Below are 23,234 nucleotides of genomic sequence, written 5' to 3'. Positions count from 1 at the left end.
AAGACCAGGACGAACACCACCGCGACCAGCGCCACGACAAGTCCTGTGACCATGGCGTCAGCCTCCTTCCGTTCCCCCGAGCCGAACCCGGACGTCCCCCCGTGGGCGCCTCCGCTCGGTGCGTGCGGGGGAGATGCCCGGACCGCTCCCGGCCCAAAGCAGAGTTGAGGAAATCCAGAGCTTGGGCGGAGGATGACGGGCATGACCTCCTCCTCGCGCCCCCTGCTCAACCGCCGGCTCGCCGAGTTCGGGACGACGATCTTCGCGGAGATGTCGGCGCTGGCCCTGAGCACCGGGTCCATCAACCTCGGGCAGGGCTTCCCGGACACCGACGGGCCCGAGGAGATCCGGGAGGCGGCCGTGCGGGCGCTGCGCGACGGTCGGGGCAACCAGTACCCGCCGGGCCCCGGCGTCCCCGAGCTGCGTGCGGCGGTCGCCGCGCACCAGGATCGGCGCTACGGCCTCACGTACGACCCGGACACCGAGGTCCTGGTCACCGCGGGTGCCACGGAGGCCATCGCGGCGGCCCTGCTCGCGCTGGTGGAGCCCGGCGACGAGGTGGTCGCCCTGGAGCCCTACTACGACTCCTACGCGGCCTGCATCGCCATGGCGGGCGGGACCCGGGTGCCGGTCACCCTGCGCCCGCACGACGGCGCCTTCCGGCTGGACCTGGACGAGCTGCGGGCCGCCGTCACAGACCGCACCCGGCTGCTGCTGCTCAACACCCCGCACAACCCGACCGGCACGGTCCTCACCCGCGCGGAGCTGGCCGCCGTCGCCGAACTGGCCGTCGAGCGCGACCTGCTCGTCGTGACCGACGAGGTGTACGAGCACCTGGTCTTCGACGACGCCGAGCACATCCCGCTCGCCTCGTTCCCGGGCATGCGGGAGCGGACGGTGACGATCAGTTCGGCGGGCAAGACGTACTCGTTCACGGGCTGGAAGGTCGGCTGGGTGACGGCCTCCCCCGCCCTGGTCACGGCCGTCCGCTCGGCCAAGCAGTACCTGACGTACGTCTCGGCGGGCCCGTTCCAGTACGCGGTGGCCGAAGCGCTGTCGCTCCCCGACTCCTACTTCGAGCACTTCCAGGCGGACATGCTCGCCAAGCGGAACATCCTGGCCACCGGCCTGGAGGAGGCGGGCCTCACCGTCTACCGGCCCGCCGGCACCTACTTCATCACCGCCGACATCCGCCCCCTGGGCGAGACCGACGGCATCGCGTTCTGCCGCGCCCTGCCGGAGCGGGTCGGGGTGGTCGCCATCCCGAACGCGGTCTTCTACGACCACCGCGACCAGGGTGCCCCCTTCGTACGCTTCGCCTTCTGCAAGCAGGAGGCGGTCCTCCAGGAGGCGGCCTCCCGCCTGAAGACGCTGTCGGCGTGAGGGCGGGCAGGCTTACGGCCGCCCGTCCGCCTCGGGCTCGACTGCTCAGGCGGCCGTGGGCAGACTCTCCTCGTGCCGCCCCCGGCAGTCCCGGCAGCGGCCCGGGTGGAGGGCGCGGAAGGCGCGTTCGCAGCCGTCGCAGGTCTGGAGGGGCGGGACGGCCGGACGCTCGGCCGGACGCTCGGGCGGAGGGGACTGCGGTGGCGGGGGCGGGACGGGCAGCGGTGTCTCCCGGAGACGGAACGCCAGAACGCCCGCCGGACGCGCCCGGAACTGCTCGGGGAGCCGTGCGGTCAGCACCTCGGTGATCTCCCGCGGCCCGACCCCGGCCGCCAGCCACGCGGCGACGGCGGGCGCCAGCCGGGCAGCCTCCCCAGCGGACAGGACCAGGCGCGGGTCGACCCGGCGCAACGACGACAGCACGGCGACGGCCTGCGGGTCTGCGTCGGCCAGAGCGGGCGCGGGCGGAGCCGGAGGGACGTCGTCCGGTCGTCCGGGAGCCGTCTCGCGTGCCGGGCCCCTCCGGGGGCGGGGCAGGTCCGGGTGGCCGTCCGGGTCCCGGCCGGCGGGGACGTCGTAGAAGAACGTCCGGGTGCGGACCTGGCCCGTGGGCGTCCGTTCGCGGCGCCGCTCCAGGTATCCGGCCGCCTCCAACTCCCGCAGCGCCCGTGAGATGAGGATCTCGCCCTCGCTGAAGTGCGCGCACAGCGCGGCGATGCTCACCGGGGAACCGTCGGGCAGGGACGCGATGTACGCCGCCACCCCGATGGTGACCGCGCTGCCGCGCCGCTGGACGAGGGCGTTGGAGAGCACCGTGAAGTCGGCCGTGAGCCGGGTGCGGACGTGGATCACGCCGGTCGTCGGAGCTCCGGCGTCGGCGCGCAGGCGCGCGTTAGACTGAGGGTCAGCCATCGGGAAGGTCTCTGCTTCCTGATCGGTCAGGCCCTCGATCGGGATTGCCGTCCCGGCCGGGGGCCGATGTCTTTGTGCGGTTGTCGCGGCGAACGTAACCGCCCCTGTCCCGCCCCTGCAAGCCGGTCACCCGGACGGGTGACGGGGCGCCGCGCGGCCGGGGAGGGTGGGTGGGCGGGTGGTTCTTTCCCCCGGTTCTTTCAGGGGGTCAGCGGCCCGCCGGGCCCTCGCGGACAAGGGCCCGGTGGTCCCGGAGGTCGCCTCAACGAGCCTTCAACGCACCTATGAACGCGGACCAGGAGGCCGCCTCGAAGCACAGCGCCGGGCCGTCGGGAGCCTTGCTGTCACGCACCGGGACGGCGGCTTCGGGGAACCGGTCGGCCACCTCTACGCAATCTCCCCCTTCCTGATTGCTGTAGCTGCTCTTGCGCCACACGACGCCGTTCAGATCGGGATGGGACCTTCGCTCCACGGTGGTTGTCCTCCATCACGGATCGGATCATGTCCAGGGACATGAGCGGGGGCAGAGCCGCCGCCCGCAGCCGATCGTAGGTGAGTGCGAAACGCCTCACCTCGCCCGGATCCTCGATGAGTTGGCCGTAGTGCGCGCCCTCCGTGTACGCCGCCTCCGAACGGTCCGGCAGGGTGAGCAGGCTCAGCGAGCCGCCCATGGCGTCATGTTCCCCTTGGTCGAACGGCAGTACCTGCAAGGTGACATGGGCTTCGCGAGCCTTCATGAGCAGGCGTGCCAACTGCTCACGCATCACGGCCTGCCCTCCGATGGGCCTCCTGAGGACCGCTTCGTCGAGGATCACCCAGAGTTCAGGCCGGTTGGCACTGCTGAGGCGTTCCTGCCGCCCCATCCGAAGACTGACCCGCTCCTCCAAGTGCTCCGGTCCGCCAAGGGTTCGGCCCACACTCAGCACCGCCCGCGCGTAATCCTCGGTCTGCAACAGGCCCGGCACCACGTGCGCCGCGTACTGCCAGACGGCCACCGCCCGTTCCGAAAGGGCCATGAACTTCCGTGACCAGTCCGGGAACGCCTCCCGGTACACGTACGGCCACAGCTCGACCAGCAGGTCGTCCGCTCCGAGGGCCGCGTCCAGCGCGCGGGCCAGCTCCAGCGTGGGCTTCGCGCCGGACGCCCGCTCGATCTGGGTGATGCGGGTGCTCACCACATGCGTCCGCTCGCCCAGTTCGGCCTGGGTCAGTCCGGCCGCCGTACGGAGGCGGCGCACCCGCGCGCCGAACAGGGCCGCCATCGACGCGCTGGGGTCGATTCCGTTGGCCAAGGCGTCACTTCCGTTCCTTACGGGTGGAGAAGTAAGGCTGCGTCACCTGGTGAGCGTAGGGCGTCCGGACCACCCTTGGACACGGAACGTGACGACTCGTGTACGACAAGGACGGATGACCGGCCGTGCTGACAGAAACCCCCACGCTCGCCCAGCAGTTCGCCCCGACACCGCGAGGTGCGAGGCGCGCCCGGCGCCTCGCCGTCCGGTGGATGGAGGAGCGGGGCTGGCCGCCCGCGTCGGACGCCTCGTGCGCGGTCGCCCTCGTCGTCGCCGAGCTGGCGGCGAACGCCGTGCTGCACGGCCGGGTCCCGGGACGGGCCTGCGCGCTCCGGCTGGCCCTGGACGCGGCGGCGCACCGCGTACGGATCGAGGTCGCCGACGCCGCCGTAGGGATGCGACCGCCCGCGTCCGCTCCCCCGTCGTGCCCCGAGGGCGAGTCCGGACGGGGGCTCGTCCTCGTGGAGGCCCTGGCGGTGCGCTGGGGGTGGGCGCCCCGGCGGCCCGTGGGCAAGACCGTGTGGGCGGAGGTCTCCGTCGGGCCGGTGAGTATCTGCGCAGGTGCCTGCTCGGGTAGCTGTACTCATGTCTGAACGAGCCGTCCCGGCCACTGTGGTGGTCACACCCACCCGTACCGCCGGCTCGAAGGGCCTTCCGATGCAGACCTCTCCCCGTCTCCGCCTGCCGCGCCTCCTCGTGCTCGGAACCGACAGCCGGCTCGCCCGGGGTTATCTGGCGGTGTTCGGCCTGAGCGTCCCGGTCCTGTTCCTCTTCCCGGAGAGTTCCTTCGCCATGGCCCCGGTGCTGCTCACGGCGCCGCTCTCCCTGTTCGCCATGGTCCTCCCCTTCGGGCCCGGCACCGAGGGAGGCGGGGCGGCCGAGGCGCTGGCCACCGGGTTCTGGGGCGGGTGGCTCCTGCTGTCCGCCCTCGTGAACGCCGCCGCACTGGGCGCCCTCACCAGGAGACCCGGTCCCGCGCCCACCGTCCGTCCCCGCTCCGGAAGGCTGCGCGCCCTGCTCGCGCCCGCCGTGGACAACTGGCTCGCGCGGGGCTACTGCGCCCTCGTCGCGGCGGCGCTGGGCGTCTTCCTGTACGCCGTGCTCCTGTCGCCGGACCCGGGGTTCGCGGCGATCTGGCCCCTCGTGGCCGCGGCCCCGCTCAGCTTCGTCGCCGTACCGGTGTCGCTGCCCGCGGAGTACTCCCCGGTCGCCGGGCTCGGCACGCTGGTCTTCTCCGCCGGGGTGGCACTGGCCGGACTGGTCAACGCGGTGCTGATCGGCCGGCTCGCCCACCGGACGCGGAGCGCGGGGCGCTGAGACGCGGAAGAGCCCGGCATCAGGGCCGGGCTCTCCTCCACCCGCGGCACCGCGCCGCGGGTACGTCCACTGCGACGACCTATTCGTCGTCCTCGGGCTTGTCCGCCTCGTTGATCTCCTGCTCCAGGCCGAGCTGCTCGACGAGCCACTTGTCGAACTCGATGGCGGCCCGCACCCAGCTGACCGTCGACGAGACGAAGTGCTCCAGGCTGACGCCCGTGCCGATCAGCATCTGCGCCTCGCCGATCAGGCGGACGGTGCCGTCGTCGTGCGTGTGGGTGTAGACCTTCGGCCACAGCGTCCGGCGGTTCCAGTCGTCGATCGACTCGAGGAGCGTGGGCTTCTCGTCGATCTGGTGCGGCCGGTCGTAGAACGTCCGCACCGAGAAGACCTGCTGGTCACCCTCGCCGCGGAACATGAAGTACGTACGGAACTGCTCCCACGGCGCCGCGAGGTCACCCTCGTCGTCGACGACGTACTTCAGCTCCATCTGGTCGAGGAGCTGCTTCACGAGGTCCTGATCCGGGATTACGGGGCCGGGCGGTGGCCCGGGCTGCGGCTGCTGGCCCCCGAAGTTCGGAATCGAGGACGGGTCGATGCTCACCGTGATTTTCCCTTCGTACGGATTCCGCCATCCTCCCCCATGCAGGGAGGGGGGTGGCAAGCCCAGACGGGCCTGTCAGCCGTGGGCTGACTCGATCCGGTCACCGGGACGAGTACCCGGTTCGCACCGGGTACCCGCGGCCGCGGTACCGGGGACTCCTCAGAGCGTCTTCCCGGTGGCCGGTCCCACGATCAGGCCGTCGCCGAAGGCGTCCACCCGGACCGTGTCGCCGTCCTTGACCTCGCCGGACAGGATCTCCTTGGCGAGCCGGTCGCCGATGGCCGTCTGGACGAGGCGGCGCAGCGGGCGGGCACCGTACGCCGGGTCGTTGCCCTCGTCGGCGAGCCAGGCCAGGGCCGCGTCGCTGACTTCCAGGGTGAGCCGGCGCTCGGCCAGCCGCTTGGCGAGCCGGTCGATCTGGAGCCGTGCGATCCGGCTCAGCTCGTCCTTGCTCAGCGCCGAGAAGACCACGAGGTCGTCGAGCCGGTTGAGGAACTCGGGCTTGAAGGAGGCGCGGACCACCTCCAGGACCTGCTCCTTCTTCTCCGCCTCACTGGAGATCGGGTCGACCAGGTACTGGCTGCCCAGGTTGGACGTCAGCACCAGGATGGTGTTGCGGAAGTCGACCGTGCGGCCCTGCCCGTCGGTGAGCCGCCCGTCGTCCAGCACCTGGAGCAGGATGTCGAAGACCTCGGGGTGCGCCTTCTCCACCTCGTCCAGCAGGACGACGCTGTACGGCCGCCTGCGCACGGCCTCCGTGAGCTGACCGCCCTCCTCGTAGCCGATGTACCCGGGGGGCGCGCCGACCAGCCGGGCCACGCTGTGCTTCTCGCCGTACTCCGACATGTCGATGCGGACCATGGCCCGCTCGTCGTCGAAGAGGAAGTCGGCGAGTGCCTTGGCCAGCTCGGTCTTGCCGACGCCGGTGGGGCCGAGGAAGAGGAACGAGCCGGTGGGCCGGTCGGGGTCGGCGATGCCGGCCCGGGTGCGGCGCACCGCGTCGGACACGGCCTGCACGGCCTCCCGCTGGCCGATCAGGCGCTTGCCCAGTTCCTCCTCCATGCGCAGCAGCTTCTGCGTCTCGCCCTCCATGAGCCGGCCCGCGGGGATGCCGGTCCAGGCGGCGACGACGTCCGCGATGTCGTCGGAGCCGACCTCCTCCTTGACCATGGTGTCCCGCGCGGCCTCCTCCTCGGCCGCGGAGGCGGCCTCCAGCTCCTTCTCCAGAGCCGGGATCTCGCCGTACAGCAGCTTGGAGGCGGTGTCGAAGTCGCCGTCGCGCTGGGCGCGCTCGGCCTGGCCGCGCACGTCGTCGAGCCGTTCCTTCAGCTCACCGACGCGGTTGAGGGACTGCTTCTCCTTCTCCCAGCGGGCGGTGAGGCCGCGCAGTTCCTCCTCGCGGTCGGCGAGGTCGCGGCGCAGCTTCTCCAGGCGCTCCCGGGAGGCGGGGTCGGTCTCCTTGTCGAGGGCCAGCTCCTCCATGCGCAGCCGGTCCACGGAGCGCTGGAGCTCGTCGATCTCGACCGGCGAGGAGTCGATCTCCATGCGCAGCCGGGACGCTGCCTCGTCGACCAGGTCGATGGCCTTGTCCGGCAGGAAGCGCGAGGTGATGTACCGGTCGGACAGCGTCGCGGCGGCGACCAGCGCGCTGTCGGCGATCTGGACCTTGTGGTGGGCCTCGTAGCGGCCCTTGAGTCCGCGCAGGATGGCGATGGAGTCCTCGACGGAGGGCTCGGCGACCAGCACCTGCTGGAAGCGCCGCTCCAGCGCGGGGTCCTTCTCGATCCGCTCGCGGTACTCGTCGAGCGTGGTGGCGCCGACCATGCGCAGCTCGCCGCGGGCCAGCATCGGCTTGAGCATGTTGCCGGCGTCCATGGCGCTGTCGCCGCCGGCGCCCGCGCCGACGACCGTGTGCAGCTCGTCGATGAAGGTGATGATCTGCCCGTCGGAGTCCTTGATCTCGGCCAGGACCGTCTTCAGGCGCTCCTCGAACTCGCCGCGGTACTTGGCGCCCGCGATCATCGCGCCGAGGTCGAGCGCGACGAGCCGCTTGTTCTTGAGGGACTCGGGCACGTCGCCCTTGACGATGCGCTGGGCGAGCCCTTCGACGACGGCGGTCTTGCCGACGCCCGGCTCGCCGATGAGGACGGGGTTGTTCTTGGTGCGGCGGGACAGCACCTGCACGACCCGGCGGATCTCCTGGTCCCGTCCGATGACAGGGTCGAGCTTGCCCTCGCGGGCGGCGGCGGTGAAGTCGGTGCCGAACTTCTCCAGCGCCTTGTACTGCCCCTCGGGGTCTGCGGTGGTCACGCGGCGGCCTCCCCTGGCCTTCTGGAAGGCGTCCAGCAGCTTCTTCGCGGTCGCGCCCTGGCGGCTGAGCACGTCGGCCGCGGGACCGCCCTTGGTGGCGAGGCCGATGAGCAGGTGCTCGGTGGACAGGTACTCGTCGCCGAGGTCCCTGGCGCGGGCCTGCGCGTCCGCGATCACGGCGAGCAGGTCGCGGTTGGGCTGCGGGGGCGCCACGGTCGAGCCCGTCACGCTGGGCAGGGCGGCGAGCGCCTTCTCGGTGCCGGACCGCACGGCGGCCTGGTCGGCGTCGACGGCGGCGAGCAGATCGGTGATGTTCTCGTTGTCCTGGCCCTCGAGCAGAGCCAGGAGCAGGTGGGCGGGGGTGAGATCCGGGTGCCCCTCGGTCACGGCCAGATTGCTTGCCGCGTTGATCGCGTCCCGGCTCCTGTTGGTCAGCTCGGCGTCCACGTGTCCCTTCTCCTCCTGGCGTCAGCGTCTCCCAGTACTGACAGAGTCAGCGTACACAAACTTGAGTCTATTTAACTCAAGGTGGGCCCGGGACCCGGGTACCCGCTAGGTTCCCGACCATGGCCGCATACCCCCAGGATCCGGGCGCGCCGGACGCGCCGTACCTCTCCTTCTGGCAGGAGAGGCATCTGTGCACACTGACCACGTCCCGTCCGGACGGCAGCCCGCACGTGGTGCCCGTCGGTGTCACATACGAACCCGAGGCCCGGCTGGCTCGGGTGATCACGAACAAGTCCAGCAGGAAGGTGGCCCACGTGCTCGCCGCCGGCGCGGCGGGCGCACGGGTCGCCGTCTGCCAGGTGGACGGCAGGCGCTGGGCGACGCTGGAGGGTGTCGCGCACGTCAGCGGCGCGCCGGAGCGGGTGCGGGAGGCCGAGCGGCGCTACGCCGTCCGGTACGGGCGGACCCCGGCGCCGAACCCGGACCGGGTGGTCATCGAGATCTCGCTGACGCGGGCCATGGGGCACGGCTGAGGCACGGGGCCGGGATGCGGACGCGGACCGGCCGGTTCCAGCCGCGTCGAGGGTCGCCGTAAAGCGGGAAATATCCCGGAAAACTGCAGCGGCGTCACCGTGTTCAGGTCACGGTGACGCCGCTGCGGGGGGAAGCGCCTGAGCGATCTGTTACGACGGGGGAATCGCGTCAGGCACTGCGGGGGGTGGCTGAGATGGTCCTGGGGGCCGGTGCCTCCGGCTCCACGAGACGGTGGTCCCGCTGGTCCAGGTTGACGAAGATCATTCCGTATCGGATGGCGCACCGCACGGGCTGCGGCGCCCCCCGAGGCCGCCGCAGACACCGGTACGCCCGCACGTCCTCGTCCTCGTCGCGTGTGACGACCACCGGTTCGCCGAAGACGGTCACCATCAGGGAGTCACCGGGGTGGGGGATCGCGGTGACCAGGTCGATGAAGTGCCACCCTGAGCGGTAGGCGGTCGCCATCTCCCTGCGGAATGACCTGTCGTCGGGTGGGGTGGTCATGCCGACTCCTGCACACTGCCGCCATTCACACCGATGGCCGGCCAGGAACTGTCCCCGGCGATGACGACAGTCGGGGCCGCACTCGGCCAGCTGCTGTCCGCCCGCGAGTCGCTCTTCGCTTCCGAAAGGCCACTCAGGGCTCCGACGGCCACAACGGCTGAGAAGGCGGCGACAAGAATCGAGCGAAGCATTTTGTTCCGCATAGTCGGCTTCGTCCTCACTTGAAGGTCCCCTCTTCCCCCGTCGAGTAAGACGATGGCTCATTCGGGCACTTCATGGCCACACGATCGGTGCATCATGTTCCTGCATGTTCAGGACCATGGGGGGTGGAGATTTGGCAACGAATCAGACTAAAGCGACACATCCCCATGCGATGACCGAGATGTGCGCTCAAGGCAGCCGTCTCTATGCGAACGCGCTGCGTGCAGGGCGTATCGCCCGCGCCGACGTGGAGTCCGTGCCCTGTTTGATGGAGTTCGCGCTGCTCTACCCGGACCCGGACGACGCGAACTGGCTGATCCCCCTCCCCGCCTCGGTGGCGCTCGCCCAACGGCTCAATCCCATCGAACGGGAGATCGCCGAGCGCCGCCGGCTCTCGGTCGAGCTGACCGAGTCCCTCCAGCCCTTCATGGACCTCAGCACCCAGGTCACCGGGAGCACCCACTCGATCACGGTCCTGGAGGGCGGCGAGCGGATCAACGCCGCCCTCAACCTGGCCACCGCCCAGTGCCAGACCGAGATGCTCACCATCCAGCCGAGCACCCGTATCTCGGAGAGCAGCCTCCTGCAGGGCCTGGAGCGCGACCGGCCGCTCATCGAGCGCGGGGTGCGCATACGGACCCTCTACCAGCACACCGTGCGCTACAACCCCGGCAAGCTGGCCTACGTCGCCCAGCTCTCGGACGGCAAGGTCGAGTACCGCACGATCGACGAGCTCGTCGAGCGCCTGATCATCTGCGACGAGTCGGTCGCCTTCATCCCCACCCGCGACGACCAGCAGGTCGCCCTGGAGCTACGGCACCCCGGCCTCATCCGGTACCTCATCAAGGTCTTCGAGTTCATGTGGAGCCGCGCGGTCCCGCTGACCGAGCACGCCCCCTACGAGACCGCCCCCGACGGCATCACCGACATCCAGCACACCATCGCCAAGCTCCTGGTCGAGGGCCACGTCGACGAGGCCATCGCACGCCGGCTCGGAATGAACGTGCGTACCTGCCGGGCCCACATCGCCAAGCTGGCCACCGCCCTGGGCAGCGGCAGCCGCGCCCAGCTCGGCTACCTCATCGCCCAGTCCGGCATCCTCAACGAGGATCACCGGGCGCCGGGCGGCAGCTGAGCGGCGTCCCGCCCGACGGCGACGCCGAACGGCTGCTGGGCGGGGATCTGGGCCGCGCGTGCCGCCCGGTCCAGGCCGACCTGCGCGATCCGCACGCCGAGCTGCGTACGGCTGGCCGCGCCCAGCGTCTCCGACAGCCGGGCGATGTGCGCCCGGCAGGTGCGCACGCTGATGCCCAGCCGCTCCGCGATCACCGCGTCCTGGTGTCCCTCCGCGAGCAGCGCGGCGATGGACTGCTCCCGGTGCGAGATGCCCTCGAAGCCGGTGTCGGGGATCGGGGCGGTCAGCGGGATCGCCAGCCGCCACAACCGGTCGAACGCCGTCACCAGGTAGTTGATCAGGGCCGGGTGGCGCAGCTCCAGCGCCATCGTGCGGTCGGTGTTCGCCGGGATGAAGGCCACGGTGCGGTCGAAGAGGATCAGCCGGTCGATGACCTCGTCCAGGGTGCGGGCCTCCACCGCGTCGCCCATCAGCTCCAGGTAGTTGAGCAGCCCCTGCCCGTGCCGGGCCACATGCGTGTACAGGTCGCGCATCCGCACCCCCCGGCCGCGCAGCGCCATCGCCCGGTGCAGACCCTCCGTCAGCTCGTGCTCGGGACGGATGCCGCCGGGCTGCACGGTCAGGACCTCACGGGTGCACGCCTGCGTCGCCTCGTCCAGCGCGGCCTGGATGCGCGCGTCGCCGTCGAGGATGCGCAGAGCCGTGCCCTCGGCGCCGGACGCCTGGCTCGGGAGCGGGGCCAGCCCGGCGTACCGCTCGAAGGCCGCGACCGCCGAGCCCATCCGCAGCTGGCTCGCGCTGACCTCCTCGTACATCCCGCGCAGCAGCCGGGTCATGACCTCCTGCGGGGAGGTCGGCACCAGCCAGTCCATGTCGTCGGGGTCCGGGTGCAGCAGGGCCAGCTCCAGCAGGCAGGGCACCGGCCCTGCGTCCTGGCGGGAGACCCTTCCGCGGCGTACGGCCCGGGAGTACACGCGGTCCCCGGCCTCGCACAGGCGGTCGGCGCCATGGGGATGCCCCTGCTCCCCGTGCCCGGCCATCGCTCCATCCACCCCCGGTCCTCGCCTCGCGCACCGGTACTGCGCCCGGCCCCGCGGGCCTGAGGTTCGCTCGCGCTTCCGCAGCGCAACTATGCGCGGACGGGCCGTGGTCCGCAACACGGCTCTTGCCGCGCGCCGGGCCACAACATCCGGTTGTATCCCGGTATTTCCGTCCCTCAGGGGCGCCGGGCTGCAACAAGCTGATGGGGGCTTTTCGGCCCTGTCGCCCGCGCCCCGGCCGATTTCCGGCCACGGGTTCGCACCACGCAAGAGCCGCCGGGGCGTCCTGCCCCGGCGGCTCCGGTGGATCGGTCGTCGGGCGGCTACTTGCCGAGCCCGGCCTGCTGGCACGCGGCCTTGTACTTGGCCGTGCAGATCTCGGACAGCTTGTAGATGCCGTCGGCCAGGACCGTCTTGTCGATGTTCGCCTTGGTCAGGGCGGCCACCGGGACCAGCAGGGATGGGATGTCCTGGTGGGTGGGGCTGTCGACCTGGTCCTGGGTGAGGGAGTCGAACTGGATGTCCTTGCCCTGGACCTTGGCGACGGCCATCTCGGCGGCGCTCTCGGCCTCGTGCGGGTAGGACTTGTAGACGCTCATGTACTGCTCGCCGCTCAGGATGCGCTGCACGGCGTCCAGTTCGGCGTCCTGGCCGGTGATGGGCGGCAGCTTGGTCACGCCCGCGGCCTCCATGGCCTTGATGACGCCGGCGGCCATGCCGTCGTTGGCGGAGTAGACACCCTTGATGTTGCTGACGCCTATCTCGTTGATCGCCTCGGTCATGTTGGCCTGGGCGTTCTCCGGCTTCCAGTCCTTGGTGTCGTACGACTTGGCGATGTCCACCGTGCCCTTGAGCTCGGAGAGCGCGCCCGACTTGAACTGCTTGGCGTTCGGGTCGGTGAGCGACCCGTTCATCATCACGATCTTGTCGGAGGAGTCGACCTCCCCCATGGCCTCCAGCAGCGAGCGGCCCTGCACCTCGCCGACCAGCTCGTTGTCGAAGGAGACGTAGGCGTCGATGGGGCCCTCGGCGAGGCGGTCGTAGGCGATGACGGGGATACCGGCGTCCTTGGCCGCCTGCACACCGCTCGCGATGGCGTGGGAGTCCACGGCGTCCAGCAGGATGACGTCGACCTGGTCGTCGACCATCTGCTGGAGCTGGTCCGCCTGCTTCTTCGCGTCCGCGTCGGCGTTGCGGTAGACGACCTTGCCCTGCTTGCTGGTGAGGCTCTCGACCTTGTCCCTGATGATGGGGTAGTCGAACTTGTCGTAGCGGGTGTTCGCGGTCTCCGGCAGCAGCAGGCCCACGGTGACGTCGTTGCCCTTGGTCGGGCTCGCCCCACTACTGTCCCCCGCGACCCCCAGTCCCCCGCACGCACCCAGCGCGAGGGTCATCGTGGAAGCGGCGGCCACGGCAGTGGCGGTACGGCGCAGAGAGCGCAAGGGACGCATAGGGAAGCTCACTTCTGGTGCCTTCGGGACACGGGCGCGCCATTGCGGCCCAATGTCTGAAAAGACAACGCGCCGACGCCCCCCAGCGTCAAGCGGAACCACTTAACGAGTGCGCAACACTACGCTCCGTCGATCATGTAAAGACATTGCGGAACTTCCCAGATCACCAGTTACACCCCCTCCACCGAACCTCACACGAGGACGGGCGGACGACATAGCGGAATCCGTACAACCAACCCCGTTCGTGATGAGTCCCGTTCAGGACGGCTCGCACCGCCGTCCCGTACTCGACCAGAGGAACGAATGAACCCAGCCAGACGCGCGACCACCGCCGCCGCGACGACGGTCGCGCTCGCCACCGCGAGCACCCTGCTCACCACGGCCACCCCCGCGTCGGCCGCGGTGTCCTGCACCTCGCCGGTCTTCACACGGCAGTTCTTCGCGAACACCACCTTCTCCGGCACACCGAAGAAGACCGACTGCGACAGCGCCATCGACCAGAGCTGGTCCGGCGCCCCCCTCACCGGACTGCCCAAGGACAACTTCGCTGTCCGATGGAGCGTCACCCGCGACTTCGGCTCAGGCGGCCCCTTCACCCTCACCGCCTCCGGACTCGACGGCATCCGCGTCCACCTCGACGGCACTCGCAAGATCGACCTGTGGAAGAACACCTCCACCACCGTCTCCAAAACCCTCAACCTCACCATCCCGCCCGGCAAACACACCCTGCGCGTCGACTACGTCAACTGGACCGGCAGCGCCAAGGTCAAGTTCACCTACACCCCCCGCACCACCGCCACCGTCGACCAGACGAAACCCCTCGCCCCCACCGGCGCCCAAGCCGTCTACGACACCACCACCGGCAAAGCCCACCTCACCTGGACCCCCAACAAGGAGATGGACCTCGCCGGCTACCGCGTCTACCGCCGCCTGAAGGGCGCCTCGTTCGGCACCACGCCCCTCGCGACGACCACGTCCACCTCGTACACCGACACCACCCTCCCGAAGACGGGCGCGACGTACTACTACGAGGTCCGCGCCGCCGACAAGGCGGGCAACGAGGGCACCGGCACCACGGACCAGCCGGTGACGACCGTCGACCGGACCGCGCCCGCCGCGCCCACCGGGCTGACCACCGCGTCCGAGGAGAGCGGGCTGCGGGTCGGCTGGAAGGCCGCCGACGGGGCCACCTCGTACCGGGTCTACCGGTCCGCGAGCGCGGACGGCACGTACACCGGCGTCGGCACCACCGCCCAGGTCTCCTGGCTCGACACCAGCGCCGTCGAGGGCACCACGTACCACTACCGGGTCACCTCGATGGACGCCGCCGGCAACGAGTCGGCCCGCTCGTCCTCCGTCAGCGGCCGGCGCCGCGACGACACCCCGCCGTCTCTGGTCACCGGGGTCACCGCCACGCCGACCGAGTACGGCTTCGAGGTGCGCTGGGACGCCAATCCGACCCCCGACCTCCAGAGCTACGTCGTGCGCCGGGGCGAACTGTGGGGCGACGAGGAGGAGCAGATGTGCTCCCTCTACCCGGGGTACTACGTGTCCGCCGACACGACGTCGTACGCGTACACCACGCTCCCCGACGGCGAGGAGTCCTGCTTCATCGTCGACGCGGTCGACGACGCCGGCAACTCCGCCTTCCAGCGGACCGGCGACGCCCAGATCGTGGTGGCGACGGAGCTGGACACCACACCGTCCGTCGAGACACCCGAGGGCTCCCCGCTCACCCTGGAGGCGGCCGGCGCCGAGGGCGACGAGGGCAACCGGCTCACCTGGTACGGCCTCGGCGAGGACGCCCCCGAACAGGCGGCCGGCTACCGCGTCTACCGCTGGAACCCCGGCACCTCGGCCTACGAGCGGATCGCCGACGCCGAACCGGGCGCCACGGAGTACGTCGACACCGGTGCCGCGCGCGGCACCACGTCGTACTACTGGGTCACCGCCGTCGCCGCCGACGGCACGGAGTCCCGCCCCACGGGCGACTACGCCATCACGGCCCCTGCCCGATGACCGCCCGAGAACGGATCGAACAAAACCCATGAGCCCAGCCGGACGCGCGTCCGCGGTGACCGCCACCGCCGTCGTGCTCTCCACCGCCGGCGGGGCCTTCTCGTACGTCACCGTCACCGAGCCCGACAGCCGACCCGAGGACGAGTGACGCCGTACCGCACACGAAAGGGGCCCGGAGACGATCTCCGGGCCCCTTTCGTGTGCGGTACGCGTGTCCTAGTCCTTGGCCCGTTTCGGGCGCCAGACGACCAGGGCGCTGGTCTGCTGGACCTCCTGGTACGGGACCAGGTCGCGGCGGTAGGAGGCGTGCACCGCCGCCTCGCGCTGGCGCATCGTCGCCGCCGCGCCGTCCAGGGCCGCCTGCAGTTCGGCGACGCGGGACTGGAGCGCGGCGACTTGGTTCTCCAGTTCGATGATGCGTTTGATGCCGGCCAGGTTGATGCCCTCGTCCTGCGACAACTCCTGCACCTGGCGGAGCAGTTCGATGTCGCGGGCCGAGTAGCGCCGACCCCGCCCGGGCGTGCGGTCCGGGGAGACCAGGCCGAGGCGGTCGTACTGACGGAGGGTCTGCGGGTGCAGGCCGGACAGCTGGGCCGCCACCGAGATGACATAGACCGGGGTTTCCTCGGTCAGTTCATACGGGTTGCGCCGACGACCGTCCATCTGACTCATGCTCCCTTCGCGGCCTGGAACAGCTCCGCCCGCGGGTCCTCGCCCGCGGTCGCCTCGCGATACGCCTCCAGCACTTCACGAGCCTTCCCCGTCACGTCCTTCGGGACACTCACCTCGACGGTGACCAGGAGGTCCCCGCGGGTGCCGTCCTTGCGGACCGCGCCCTTGCCCCGCGCCCGCATGGTGCGGCCGTTGGGCGTGCCGGGCGGCAGTTTCAGGGTCACGGCGGGACCGCCCAGGGTCGGGACCCTGACCTCCCCGCCGAGCGCCGCCTCGGCGAAGGTCACGGGGACGGTCACCGTCAGGTTGTCGTCCTTGCGCCCGAAGACCGGGTGCGCGTCGACGTGCACGGTGACGTACAGGTCACCGGCGGGGCCGCCCCGCTCGCCGGGGGCACCCTTGCCGCGCAGCCGGATGCGCTGCCCGTCGGACACCCCGGCGGGGATGCGGACCTGCATCGTCCGGGACGACTTGGCCCGGCCGCTGCCCTTGCACTCGGCGCAGGGGTGCTCGGCGATGAGGCCGCGGCCCTTGCAGTCCGGGCACGGGTCGGTCAGCGAGAAGCCGCCGCCCGAGCCGCGGGCCACCTGGCCGGTGCCGACACAGGTCGGGCACACGCGCGGTGTGCCGTTCTTGTCGCCGGTGCCCGCGCACGCCTTGCACGGTGACTGGGAGGACATCCGCAGGGGGACCGTCGCGCCCTCGATCGCCTCGGTGAAGCTGAGGCTGACCTCGGTGTCGATGTCCTGGCCGCGCCGCGGCTGGGTCCGGGTCGTGCCCGTGCCGCCGCGGTTGAACAGGCCCCCGAAGACGTCACCCAGCCCGCCGCCGAAGCCGCCGGCTCCGCCCTGGCCGCCCTGGGCGCCTCCGAAGAGGTCGCCCAGGTCGAAGTTGAAGGAGCCGCCCGCGCCGCCCGGACCGGGGCGGAAGCCGCCGTTGCCGAACAGGGTGCGGGCCTCGTCGTACTCCTTGCGCTTCTTGGGGTCGCCGAGGACGTCGTTCGCCTCGGAGATCTCCTTGAACCGCTCTTCCGCCTTGGCGTTGCCCTTGTTGGCGTCCGGGTGGAACTCGCGGGCGAGCTTCCGGTACGCCTTCTTGATCTCGGCCTCGGTGGCGTCCTTGGGGACGCCGAGGACCTTGTAGTAGTCCTTCTCGATGAAGTCCTTGGTGCTCATCCTCGACGTCCCTCCTTCCTCATCGGTTCAACGTCAGCCCTCGTCCGGGCCACCGTTCTCCTTGTCGTCGGCCGCCTCGGCGGACTCCTCCTTGACGGTCTGCGCGCCCGGCTGGGGCTCGGCGACGGCCACCCGCGCGGGGCGGATGGTGCGCTCCCCGATGCGGTACCCCGGCTGGAGGATCGCGACGCAGGTCGTCTCGGTGACGTCCGGCGCGTAGCTGTGCATCAGCGCCTCGTGGATCGTCGGGTCGAAGGGCTCGCCCTCCTTGCCGAACTGCTGGAGGCCCATCTTCGCCGCGACGGTCTCCAGCGACTCCGCGACGGACTTGAATCCGCCGACGAGTTCGCCGTGCTCCCGCGCGCGGCCGATGTCGTCGAGCACGGGCAGGAGTTCGGTCAGGAGGTTCGCGATGGCGATCTCCTTGACCGTGATCCGGTCCCGCTCCACGCGGCGGCGGTAGTTCTGGTACTCGGCCTGGAGGCGCTGGAGGTCCGCGGTGCGCTCGCCGAGCGCGGTGCGCACCTGGTCCAGCTGGGCCACCAGACCCGGGTCTGCGTGTCCGTCCCCGGCCGGGGCCGTCCCCTCCTGGGGGGCGGCCTTCGGCTCGGCGTCGTCAGGGGTGGCGCCGGAGGGGACGTCGGGCTTCTCCTCGAAGCCCGGGGTCTCCTCCGTCATTACGCGGCACCGTCCTTGCGCTCGTCGTCCACGATCTCGGCGTCCACCACGTCGTCGTCGGCGGCCTTGGCGCCACCGGCCTCGGCACCCTCGGCGCCGGCACCGGCGCCCTGGGCGTCGGCGTACATGGCCTGGCCGACCTTCTGGGAGACCGCGGCGACCTTCTCGGTGGCCGTACGGATCTCGGTGGTGTCCTCGCCCTTGAGCGCGGTCTTCAGCTCCTCGACGGCGGACTCGACCTCGGTCTTGACGTCACCGGGGACCTTGTCCTCGTTGTCCTTGAGGAACTTCTCCGTCTGGTAGACGAGCTGCTCGCCCTGGTTGCGCGTCTCGGCGGCCTCGCGGCGGGCGTGGTCCTCCTCCGCGTACTTCTCGGCCTCTTCGCGCATCCGGTTGACCTCGTCCTTCGGCAGCGAGGAGCCACCGGTGACGGTCATCTTCTGCTCCTTGCCCGTGCCCAGGTCCTTCGCGGTCACGTGCATGATGCCGTTGGCGTCGATGTCGAAGGCGACCTCGATCTGCGGGACACCGCGCGGGGCCGGCGGCAGACCCGTCAGCTCGAACATCCCGAGCTTCTTGTTGTACGCCGCGATCTCGCGCTCGCCCTGGTAGACCTGGATCTGCACGGACGGCTGGTTGTCCTCGGCCGTCGTGAAGATCTCGGACCGCTTGGTCGGGATCGTGGTGTTGCGCTCGATGAGCTTGGTCATGATGCCGCCCTTGGTCTCGATACCGAGGGACAGCGGAGTCACGTCGAGGAGCAGGACGTCCTTGACCTCACCCTTGAGGACACCGGCCTGGAGGGCGGCGCCGATGGCGACGACCTCGTCCGGGTTGACGCCCTTGTTGGCGTCCTTACCGCCGGTCAGCTCGCGCACGAGCTCGGCGACGGCGGGCATACGGGTGGAGCCACCGACGAGGACGACGTGGTCGATCTCGTTGATGGAGACGCCGGCGTCCTTCATGACGTTGAAGAACGGGGTCTTGCAGCGCTCCAGGAGGTCCGCGGTCAGCTGCTGGAACTGAGCCCGGGTGAGCTTCTCGTCCAGGTGCAGCGGGCCTTCGGCGGAGGCGGTGATGTAGGGCAGGTTGATCGAGGTCTCGGTGGACGAGGACAGCTCGATCTTGGCCTTCTCCGCCGCCTCGCGCAGGCGCTGGAGGGCCATCTTGTCCTTGGACAGGTCCACGCCGTGACCGGACTGGAACTGCTTGACCAGGTAGTCGACGACGCGCTGGTCCCAGTCGTCACCACCGAGGTGGTTGTCACCGTTGGTGGCCTTCACCTCGACGACGCCGTCACCGATCTCCAGGAGGGACACGTCGAAGGTGCCGCCACCGAGGTCGAAGACGAGGATCGTCTGGTCGTCCTTGTCGAGGCCGTACGCGAGCGCGGCCGCGGTGGGCTCGTTGACGATGCGCAGGACGTTCAGACCGGCGATCTCGCCGGCCTCCTTCGTCGCCTGGCGCTCGGAGTCGTTGAAGTAGGCCGGGACGGTGATGACCGCGTCCGTGACCTTCTCGCCCAGGTAGGACTCCGCGTCGCGCTTCAGCTTCTGAAGGATGAAGGCGGAGATCTGCTGGGGGTTGAAGGGCTTCCCGTCGAGCTCCATCTTCCAGTCGGTGCCCATGTGGCGCTTCACGGACCGAATGGTCCGGTCCACGTTGGTGACCGCCTGCCGCTTGGCGACCTCGCCGACCAGCACCTCGCCGTTCTTGGCGAAGGCGACGACGGACGGCGTGGTCCTGGCGCCCTCGGCGTTGGTGATGACGGTGGGCTCGCCGCCCTCCAGAACGCTGACGACGGAGTTAGTCGTGCCCAGGTCGATGCCGACCGCACGTGCCATGGTTGATTCCTCCAGCTGACTTGAGTGGAACGGACTCAAGTGTGCATGACGGCTCGCAACGGGTCAACAGAGCTGAGTCGCCCTCACTCAAGTCTTATCCGTTCCTTACACGCAACGGGGCTCCTACCTGCGGCGATTCCATACGCCGGGACGCGCGGACGGAGTCCTGCACCGGTACGCGCGGTTGACGCCTGGGGCCGTAGGGCTTGATGTGCAGCAGGCCGAGGACGACGAGGGCCGACCCCGCCCCCACCCACCACACGGCCGTCCCGCCGAGCCGCCCCAGGTGCACCAGGACTCCGACGACCACCCCGGGCAGGGCGGCGGCGCCCAGCGCGACGGTCGTGCCCTGCGGGGTGAGCCCGGCCCGGCGCAGCCGGTGCGCCAGATGGTCCGGCGCGCCCCGCAGCAGCGGCCGTCCGGCCAGCCGGCGGGAGACGGCGACCAGGGCCACGTCGGTGACGGCGAGCGCGGAGAGGGAGTACAGGAGCCCGGCGCTGACGGCCGGGTCGTGCCCGGCCCGGGTCATCACCGCCGACGAGGCCAGCACGAACCCGACGAACAGCGAGCCGGTCGCTCCGAGCCCGATCCGCGCGGGATGCCAGTTCGGCAGCAGGAAGCCGGTCAGGGCGGCGGCCAGCACGCTCAGCAGCACCGCCAGTTCGTCCATCACCTCGGCCGCCGCGCAGACGCCGACCCCGAAGGCGCTGAGCACGCCGACCGTGCCGGCCAGCGCGTCCGCGTGGTCCAGCGCCTTGAAGGCGACGGCGACCAGGACGATCCAGGCGACGGCCGGCACCGCCATCAGGAACCCCGTGTCGCCGTACGGCACCACACAGGCCGCCGCGACGGCCGTGCCGCCGACCAGGAACCGCGCCTTGACCCGCCGTACGTCGGCGACGAGCCCGAGCAGGGCGACGGCGCCCGCGGCGACCAGCAGGCGCATGGTCTCGGAGCCCAGCGGGGCGTACCCGGTCCACTCACCGGCGGCGGCGACCAGGCAGGTCACCAGGGCCACCGCCACCCCGCCGAGCAGCGGCAGCGGACGCTGCCGGCGCCGGTCGAGAATGCCGAACCGCAGAGCGGGCAGACGGAGCAGCGCCGCCAGCAGGGCGGTGACCAGCAGGGCGGTGGTGGCGGCGGTGATCCCGTAGAGCACGGAGACAGAATAGGGCCGTATATACCATTTCGGGATGAATAACACGATCGGTTCTTAAGGCAAGCCTCAGCGACCCAGATCACCCCGCCCCTGGCTACAGTGCGAAGGAGGATGCGGGTAGTCTCAGAGGACTGCATAAGTTACCGCTTAGTAATGTCGCCAGTCATGTCGAGGGACCCCCTCGAACCACCCCCTCGCAGGCCCGAGGAGCCCCGAAATGCAACTCGCCGCGATCATCGTGTCGCTGGTGCTGACCGTGGTCGGCGTTGCGCTGCTCGCACGCGCCATCGGCCAGTTCGTCCGGTACTTCAAGCTCGGCCAGCCGGTGCCGGCCGGCAGCCGTACCGACAACCCCTACGCGCGCAGTGTCACGCTCCTGCGGGAGTTCCTCGGCCACACCCGGATGAACCGCTGGGGCATCGTCGGCGTCGCCCACTGGTTCGTGGCGGTCGGCTTCCTGACGCTCCCGCCCACCCTCGCCCAGGCGTTCGGGCAGCTCTTCCAGGCGGACTGGACGCTGCCCGTCATCGGCACCTGGCTGCCGTTCGAGATGTACATCGAGTTCATCGGCCTGATGACGATCCTCGGCATCGCCGTGCTCATCGCGATCCGGCTGCTGAGCCTGCCGTCCCGTCCGGAACGCAAGTCCCGCTTCGCCGGCTCCAAGGCGGGTCAGGCGTACTTCGTCGAGTACGTCATCCTCACCATCGGCCTCGCCATCTACGTGCTGCGGGGCCTGGAGGGCGCGCTGCACCACGTCGACGGCTACGAGGCCGGGTACTTCGCCTCGTACCCGCTGGTGCTCGCCTTCAAGGGCCTGAGCGTCACCGCGCTGCAGAACCTCGTCTACTTCGTCGCGATGATCAAGGTCGGCACGTCCTTCGTGTGGATGATCGTCGTCTCGCTGAACACCAACATGGGTGTCGCCTGGCACCGCTTCCTGGCGTTCCCGAACATCTGGTTCAAGCGCAACGCCAACGGTGAGACCGCGCTCGGCGCCCTGCCCGCGATGACGTCCGGCGGCAAGCCGATCGACTTCGGCGACCCGGGCGAGGACGACGTCTTCGGTGTCTCCCAGGTCGAGCAGTTCTCCTGGAAGGGCCTGCTGGACTTCTCCACCTGCACCGAGTGCGGCCGCTGCCAGTCGCAGTGCCCCGCCTGGAACACGGGCAAGCCGCTCTCCCCGAAGCTGCTGATCATGTCGCTGCGCGACCACGCGCACGCCAAGGCGCCCTACCTGCTCGCCGGCGGCGGCAAGACCATGGAGGGCGAGGAGAAGGCGTCCGAGGAGCAGCTGAAGGACGTCCCCGCCGCCGCCCTCGCGGAGGCCGAGCGCCCGCTGATCGGCACCGCCGAGGAGAACGGCGTCATCGACCCGGACGTCCTGTGGTCCTGCACCACCTGCGGCGCCTGCGTCGAGCAGTGCCCGGTCGACATCGAGCACATCGACCACATCGTCGACATGCGCCGCTACCAGGTGATGATCGAGTCCGCGTTCCCGTCCGAGGCGGGCACGATGCTCAAGAACCTGGAGAAGAAGGGCAACCCCTGGGGTCTGGCGAAGAAGCAGCGCCTGGAGTGGCTGAAGGAAGTCGACTTCGAGGTGCCGGTCGTCGGCAAGGACATCGAGGACCTCGCCGAGGTCGAGTACCTGTACTGGGTCGGCTGCGCCGGCGCCCTGGAGGACCGGGCCAAGAAGACCACCAAGGCCTTCGCCGAGCTGCTGCACATCGCGGGCGTCAAGTTCGCGATCATGGGCGGCGACGAGAAGTGCACCGGTGACTCCGCCCGCCGCCTCGGCAACGAGCCCCTGTTCCAGGAGCTCGGCATGGAGAACGTCATGGCCCTGAACATGGCGTTCGGCGAGGAGATGGACGACGAGGGCCACGTGACGCCCGAGTCGAAGAAGCCGAAGTCGGCGAAGAAGATCGTCGCCACCTGCCCGCACTGCCTCAACACGATCGGCAACGAGTACCCGCAGATCGGCGGCGACTACGAGGTCATCCACCACACCCAGCTGCTCCAGCACCTGGTGGACGAGGGCAAGCTGATCCCGGTCACCCCGGTCGAGGGCATCATCACCTACCACGACCCGTGCTACCTGGGCCGGCACAACAAGATCTACGCGCCGCCGCGCGAGATCATCGCCAGCGTCCCCGGTCTGCGCAACGAGGAGATGCACCGCCACAAGGAGCGCGGCTTCTGCTGCGGCGCCGGTGGTGCCCGGATGTGGATGGAGGAGCGGATCGGCAAGCGCATCAACAACGAGCGCGTCGACGAGGCCCTCTCCACCAACCCGGACATCGTCTCCACCGCGTGCCCGTTCTGCCTCGTCATGCTGACCGACTCGGTCAACGGCAAGAAGAACGACGGCAAGGCCAAGGAGTCCATCCAGGTCGTCGACGTCGCCCAGCTGCTGCTGGACTCGGTCAGGACGCCGGCGGCGGACGACGAGCCGCCCGCGGGCGAGGCCGGAGCCGAGAACGAGCCGGAGCCGGCCCCGGCGAAGTAGCCGCTTCCCGGGCCGCACGACGAAGCCCCCTGGACCCGTACGGGA

General features: G+C 70.3%; 20 protein-coding genes. 7 read left to right on the top strand and 13 right to left on the bottom strand.

Features of this window, described 5'->3' with window-relative positions; translation table 11 throughout:
* Positions 1-192 precede the first annotated feature (192 nt).
* On the top strand, positions 193-1,383 hold the full coding sequence (locus tag ACFRAC_RS09130; RefSeq protein ID WP_382922664.1) for a pyridoxal phosphate-dependent aminotransferase: 1,191 nt from the start codon (positions 193-195) through the stop codon (positions 1,381-1,383).
* A gap of 45 nt (positions 1,384-1,428) precedes the next feature.
* Here the strand turns inward: ACFRAC_RS09130 and ACFRAC_RS09125 are convergent, their stop codons facing one another.
* The 3 genes from ACFRAC_RS09125 to ACFRAC_RS09115 form a co-directional block, all read right to left on the bottom strand.
* Positions 1,429-2,295 carry a hypothetical protein gene (locus ACFRAC_RS09125; protein WP_382922662.1) on the bottom strand — a complete coding sequence of 289 codons (867 nt, stop codon included), beginning with the start codon at positions 2,293-2,295 and terminating at the stop codon, positions 1,429-1,431.
* 262 nt (positions 2,296-2,557) lie between these two features.
* On the bottom strand, positions 2,558-2,680 hold the full coding sequence (locus tag ACFRAC_RS09120) for a DUF397 domain-containing protein (RefSeq protein WP_361345596.1): 123 nt from the start codon (positions 2,678-2,680) through the stop codon (positions 2,558-2,560).
* The gene (locus ACFRAC_RS09115; RefSeq protein WP_382922723.1) at positions 2,640-3,557 is read right to left on the bottom strand and encodes a Scr1 family TA system antitoxin-like transcriptional regulator; all 918 of its coding nucleotides are present in this window, start codon (positions 3,555-3,557) and stop codon (positions 2,640-2,642) included. Before ACFRAC_RS09115 ends, ACFRAC_RS09120 begins: the two co-directional genes overlap by 41 nt.
* A 155-nt stretch (positions 3,558-3,712) precedes the next feature.
* Between ACFRAC_RS09115 and ACFRAC_RS09110 the strand changes: the two genes are divergently transcribed.
* Positions 3,713-4,180, top strand: a complete 468-nt coding sequence (locus ACFRAC_RS09110) for an ATP-binding protein (protein ID WP_382922659.1) — start codon at positions 3,713-3,715, stop codon at positions 4,178-4,180.
* Positions 4,181-4,244: 64 nt separating this feature from the next.
* Complete coding sequence (locus ACFRAC_RS09105; RefSeq protein ID WP_382922657.1) at positions 4,245-4,904, top strand: SCO4225 family membrane protein; 660 nt, start codon at positions 4,245-4,247, stop codon at positions 4,902-4,904.
* A 79-nt stretch (positions 4,905-4,983) separates the two neighbouring features.
* Here the strand turns inward: ACFRAC_RS09105 and ACFRAC_RS09100 are convergent, their stop codons facing one another.
* Positions 4,984-5,508, bottom strand: a complete 525-nt coding sequence (locus ACFRAC_RS09100; RefSeq protein WP_361345602.1) for a YbjN domain-containing protein — start codon at positions 5,506-5,508, stop codon at positions 4,984-4,986.
* A gap of 159 nt (positions 5,509-5,667) precedes the next feature.
* Positions 5,668-8,265 carry an ATP-dependent chaperone ClpB gene (gene clpB / locus ACFRAC_RS09095; RefSeq protein ID WP_382922655.1) on the bottom strand — a complete coding sequence of 866 codons (2,598 nt, stop codon included), beginning with the start codon at positions 8,263-8,265 and terminating at the stop codon, positions 5,668-5,670.
* A gap of 119 nt (positions 8,266-8,384) precedes the next feature.
* Here clpB and ACFRAC_RS09090 point away from each other — a divergent pair, with 119 nt between their 5' ends.
* Positions 8,385-8,798: a pyridoxamine 5'-phosphate oxidase family protein gene (locus tag ACFRAC_RS09090; RefSeq protein ID WP_382922653.1), complete on the top strand. Its 414-nt coding sequence runs from the start codon at positions 8,385-8,387 to the stop codon at positions 8,796-8,798.
* A 169-nt stretch (positions 8,799-8,967) separates the two neighbouring features.
* Here the strand turns inward: ACFRAC_RS09090 and ACFRAC_RS09085 are convergent, their stop codons facing one another.
* The gene (locus ACFRAC_RS09085; RefSeq protein ID WP_062673604.1) at positions 8,968-9,303 is read right to left on the bottom strand and encodes a hypothetical protein; all 336 of its coding nucleotides are present in this window, start codon (positions 9,301-9,303) and stop codon (positions 8,968-8,970) included.
* A gap of 319 nt (positions 9,304-9,622) precedes the next feature.
* Between ACFRAC_RS09085 and ACFRAC_RS09080 the strand changes: the two genes are divergently transcribed.
* Positions 9,623-10,639, top strand: coding sequence for a helix-turn-helix transcriptional regulator (locus tag ACFRAC_RS09080; protein ID WP_382922721.1), 1,017 nt, complete (start codon positions 9,623-9,625; stop codon positions 10,637-10,639).
* Here the strand turns inward: ACFRAC_RS09080 and ACFRAC_RS09075 are convergent.
* Together ACFRAC_RS09075 and ACFRAC_RS09070 are read right to left on the bottom strand one after the other, a co-directional pair.
* Positions 10,615-11,679 (bottom strand): LuxR C-terminal-related transcriptional regulator, encoded by a 1,065-nt coding sequence (locus tag ACFRAC_RS09075; protein ID WP_382922650.1) that lies wholly within the window; start codon positions 11,677-11,679, stop codon positions 10,615-10,617. The genes ACFRAC_RS09080 and ACFRAC_RS09075 overlap by 25 nt on opposite strands.
* A gap of 323 nt (positions 11,680-12,002) precedes the next feature.
* Positions 12,003-13,130: a sugar ABC transporter substrate-binding protein gene (locus tag ACFRAC_RS09070; protein ID WP_382922648.1), complete on the bottom strand. Its 1,128-nt coding sequence runs from the start codon at positions 13,128-13,130 to the stop codon at positions 12,003-12,005.
* Between the two features lie 303 nt (positions 13,131-13,433).
* On the opposite strand from ACFRAC_RS09070, the gene ACFRAC_RS09065 reads away from it, so the two are divergent.
* Complete coding sequence (locus tag ACFRAC_RS09065) at positions 13,434-15,149, top strand: PA14 domain-containing protein (protein WP_382922646.1); 1,716 nt, start codon at positions 13,434-13,436, stop codon at positions 15,147-15,149.
* 216 nt (positions 15,150-15,365) lie between these two features.
* Here the strand turns inward: ACFRAC_RS09065 and ACFRAC_RS09060 are convergent, their stop codons facing one another.
* From ACFRAC_RS09060 to ACFRAC_RS09040, 5 genes are all read right to left on the bottom strand, one after another.
* Complete coding sequence (locus ACFRAC_RS09060; protein WP_382922719.1) at positions 15,366-15,812, bottom strand: heat shock protein transcriptional repressor HspR; 447 nt, start codon at positions 15,810-15,812, stop codon at positions 15,366-15,368.
* Between the two features lie 5 nt (positions 15,813-15,817).
* On the bottom strand, positions 15,818-16,996 hold the full coding sequence (gene dnaJ, locus ACFRAC_RS09055) for a molecular chaperone DnaJ (protein WP_382922644.1): 1,179 nt from the start codon (positions 16,994-16,996) through the stop codon (positions 15,818-15,820).
* 33 nt (positions 16,997-17,029) lie between these two features.
* Entirely contained in the window at positions 17,030-17,674 is a 645-nt protein-coding gene (gene grpE, locus ACFRAC_RS09050; protein ID WP_382922642.1) for a nucleotide exchange factor GrpE, read from the bottom strand.
* Complete coding sequence (dnaK, locus tag ACFRAC_RS09045) at positions 17,674-19,518, bottom strand: molecular chaperone DnaK (protein WP_382922640.1); 1,845 nt, start codon at positions 19,516-19,518, stop codon at positions 17,674-17,676. Before dnaK ends, grpE begins: the two co-directional genes overlap by 1 nt.
* Before the next feature lie 94 nt (positions 19,519-19,612).
* Positions 19,613-20,677: an MraY family glycosyltransferase gene (locus tag ACFRAC_RS09040; RefSeq protein ID WP_382922638.1), complete on the bottom strand. Its 1,065-nt coding sequence runs from the start codon at positions 20,675-20,677 to the stop codon at positions 19,613-19,615.
* Between the two features lie 217 nt (positions 20,678-20,894).
* On the opposite strand from ACFRAC_RS09040, the gene ACFRAC_RS09035 reads away from it, so the two are divergent.
* Positions 20,895-23,189 carry a (Fe-S)-binding protein gene (locus ACFRAC_RS09035; protein WP_382922636.1) on the top strand — a complete coding sequence of 765 codons (2,295 nt, stop codon included), beginning with the start codon at positions 20,895-20,897 and terminating at the stop codon, positions 23,187-23,189.
* Positions 23,190-23,234: the final 45 nt, after the last annotated feature.

The organism is Streptomyces sp. NPDC056628 (assembly GCF_042792555.1).
Classification (GTDB): domain Bacteria; phylum Actinomycetota; class Actinomycetes; order Streptomycetales; family Streptomycetaceae; genus Streptomyces.
Note: the sequence above shows the minus strand (reverse complement) of the source record. Positions and strands in the feature narration are given on the sequence as shown.

Bases quoted from the DNA above. Each gene is read 5' to 3' on its own strand.
- ACFRAC_RS09070 (WP_382922648.1), bottom strand. From the start codon at position 13,130: ATGCGTCCCTTGCGCTCTCTGCGCCGTACCGCCACTGCCGTGGCCGCC.
- ACFRAC_RS09125 (WP_382922662.1), bottom strand. From the start codon at position 2,295: ATGGCTGACCCTCAGTCTAACGCGCGCCTGCGCGCCGACGCCGGAGCT.
- ACFRAC_RS09075 (WP_382922650.1), bottom strand. From the start codon at position 11,679: ATGGCCGGGCACGGGGAGCAGGGGCATCCCCATGGCGCCGACCGCCTG.
- ACFRAC_RS09105 (WP_382922657.1), top strand. From the start codon at position 4,245: ATGCAGACCTCTCCCCGTCTCCGCCTGCCGCGCCTCCTCGTGCTCGGA.
- ACFRAC_RS09060 (WP_382922719.1), bottom strand. From the start codon at position 15,812: ATGGACGGTCGTCGGCGCAACCCGTATGAACTGACCGAGGAAACCCCG.
- grpE (WP_382922642.1), bottom strand. From the start codon at position 17,674: ATGACGGAGGAGACCCCGGGCTTCGAGGAGAAGCCCGACGTCCCCTCC.
- ACFRAC_RS09080 (WP_382922721.1), top strand. From the start codon at position 9,623: ATGGGGGGTGGAGATTTGGCAACGAATCAGACTAAAGCGACACATCCC.
- ACFRAC_RS09085 (WP_062673604.1), bottom strand. From the start codon at position 9,303: ATGACCACCCCACCCGACGACAGGTCATTCCGCAGGGAGATGGCGACC.
- ACFRAC_RS09130 (WP_382922664.1), top strand. From the start codon at position 193: ATGACGGGCATGACCTCCTCCTCGCGCCCCCTGCTCAACCGCCGGCTC.
- ACFRAC_RS09035 (WP_382922636.1), top strand. From the start codon at position 20,895: ATGCAACTCGCCGCGATCATCGTGTCGCTGGTGCTGACCGTGGTCGGC.
- ACFRAC_RS09090 (WP_382922653.1), top strand. From the start codon at position 8,385: ATGGCCGCATACCCCCAGGATCCGGGCGCGCCGGACGCGCCGTACCTC.
- ACFRAC_RS09065 (WP_382922646.1), top strand. From the start codon at position 13,434: ATGAACCCAGCCAGACGCGCGACCACCGCCGCCGCGACGACGGTCGCG.
- dnaK (WP_382922640.1), bottom strand. From the start codon at position 19,518: ATGGCACGTGCGGTCGGCATCGACCTGGGCACGACTAACTCCGTCGTC.
- dnaJ (WP_382922644.1), bottom strand. From the start codon at position 16,996: ATGAGCACCAAGGACTTCATCGAGAAGGACTACTACAAGGTCCTCGGC.
- ACFRAC_RS09115 (WP_382922723.1), bottom strand. From the start codon at position 3,557: ATGGCGGCCCTGTTCGGCGCGCGGGTGCGCCGCCTCCGTACGGCGGCC.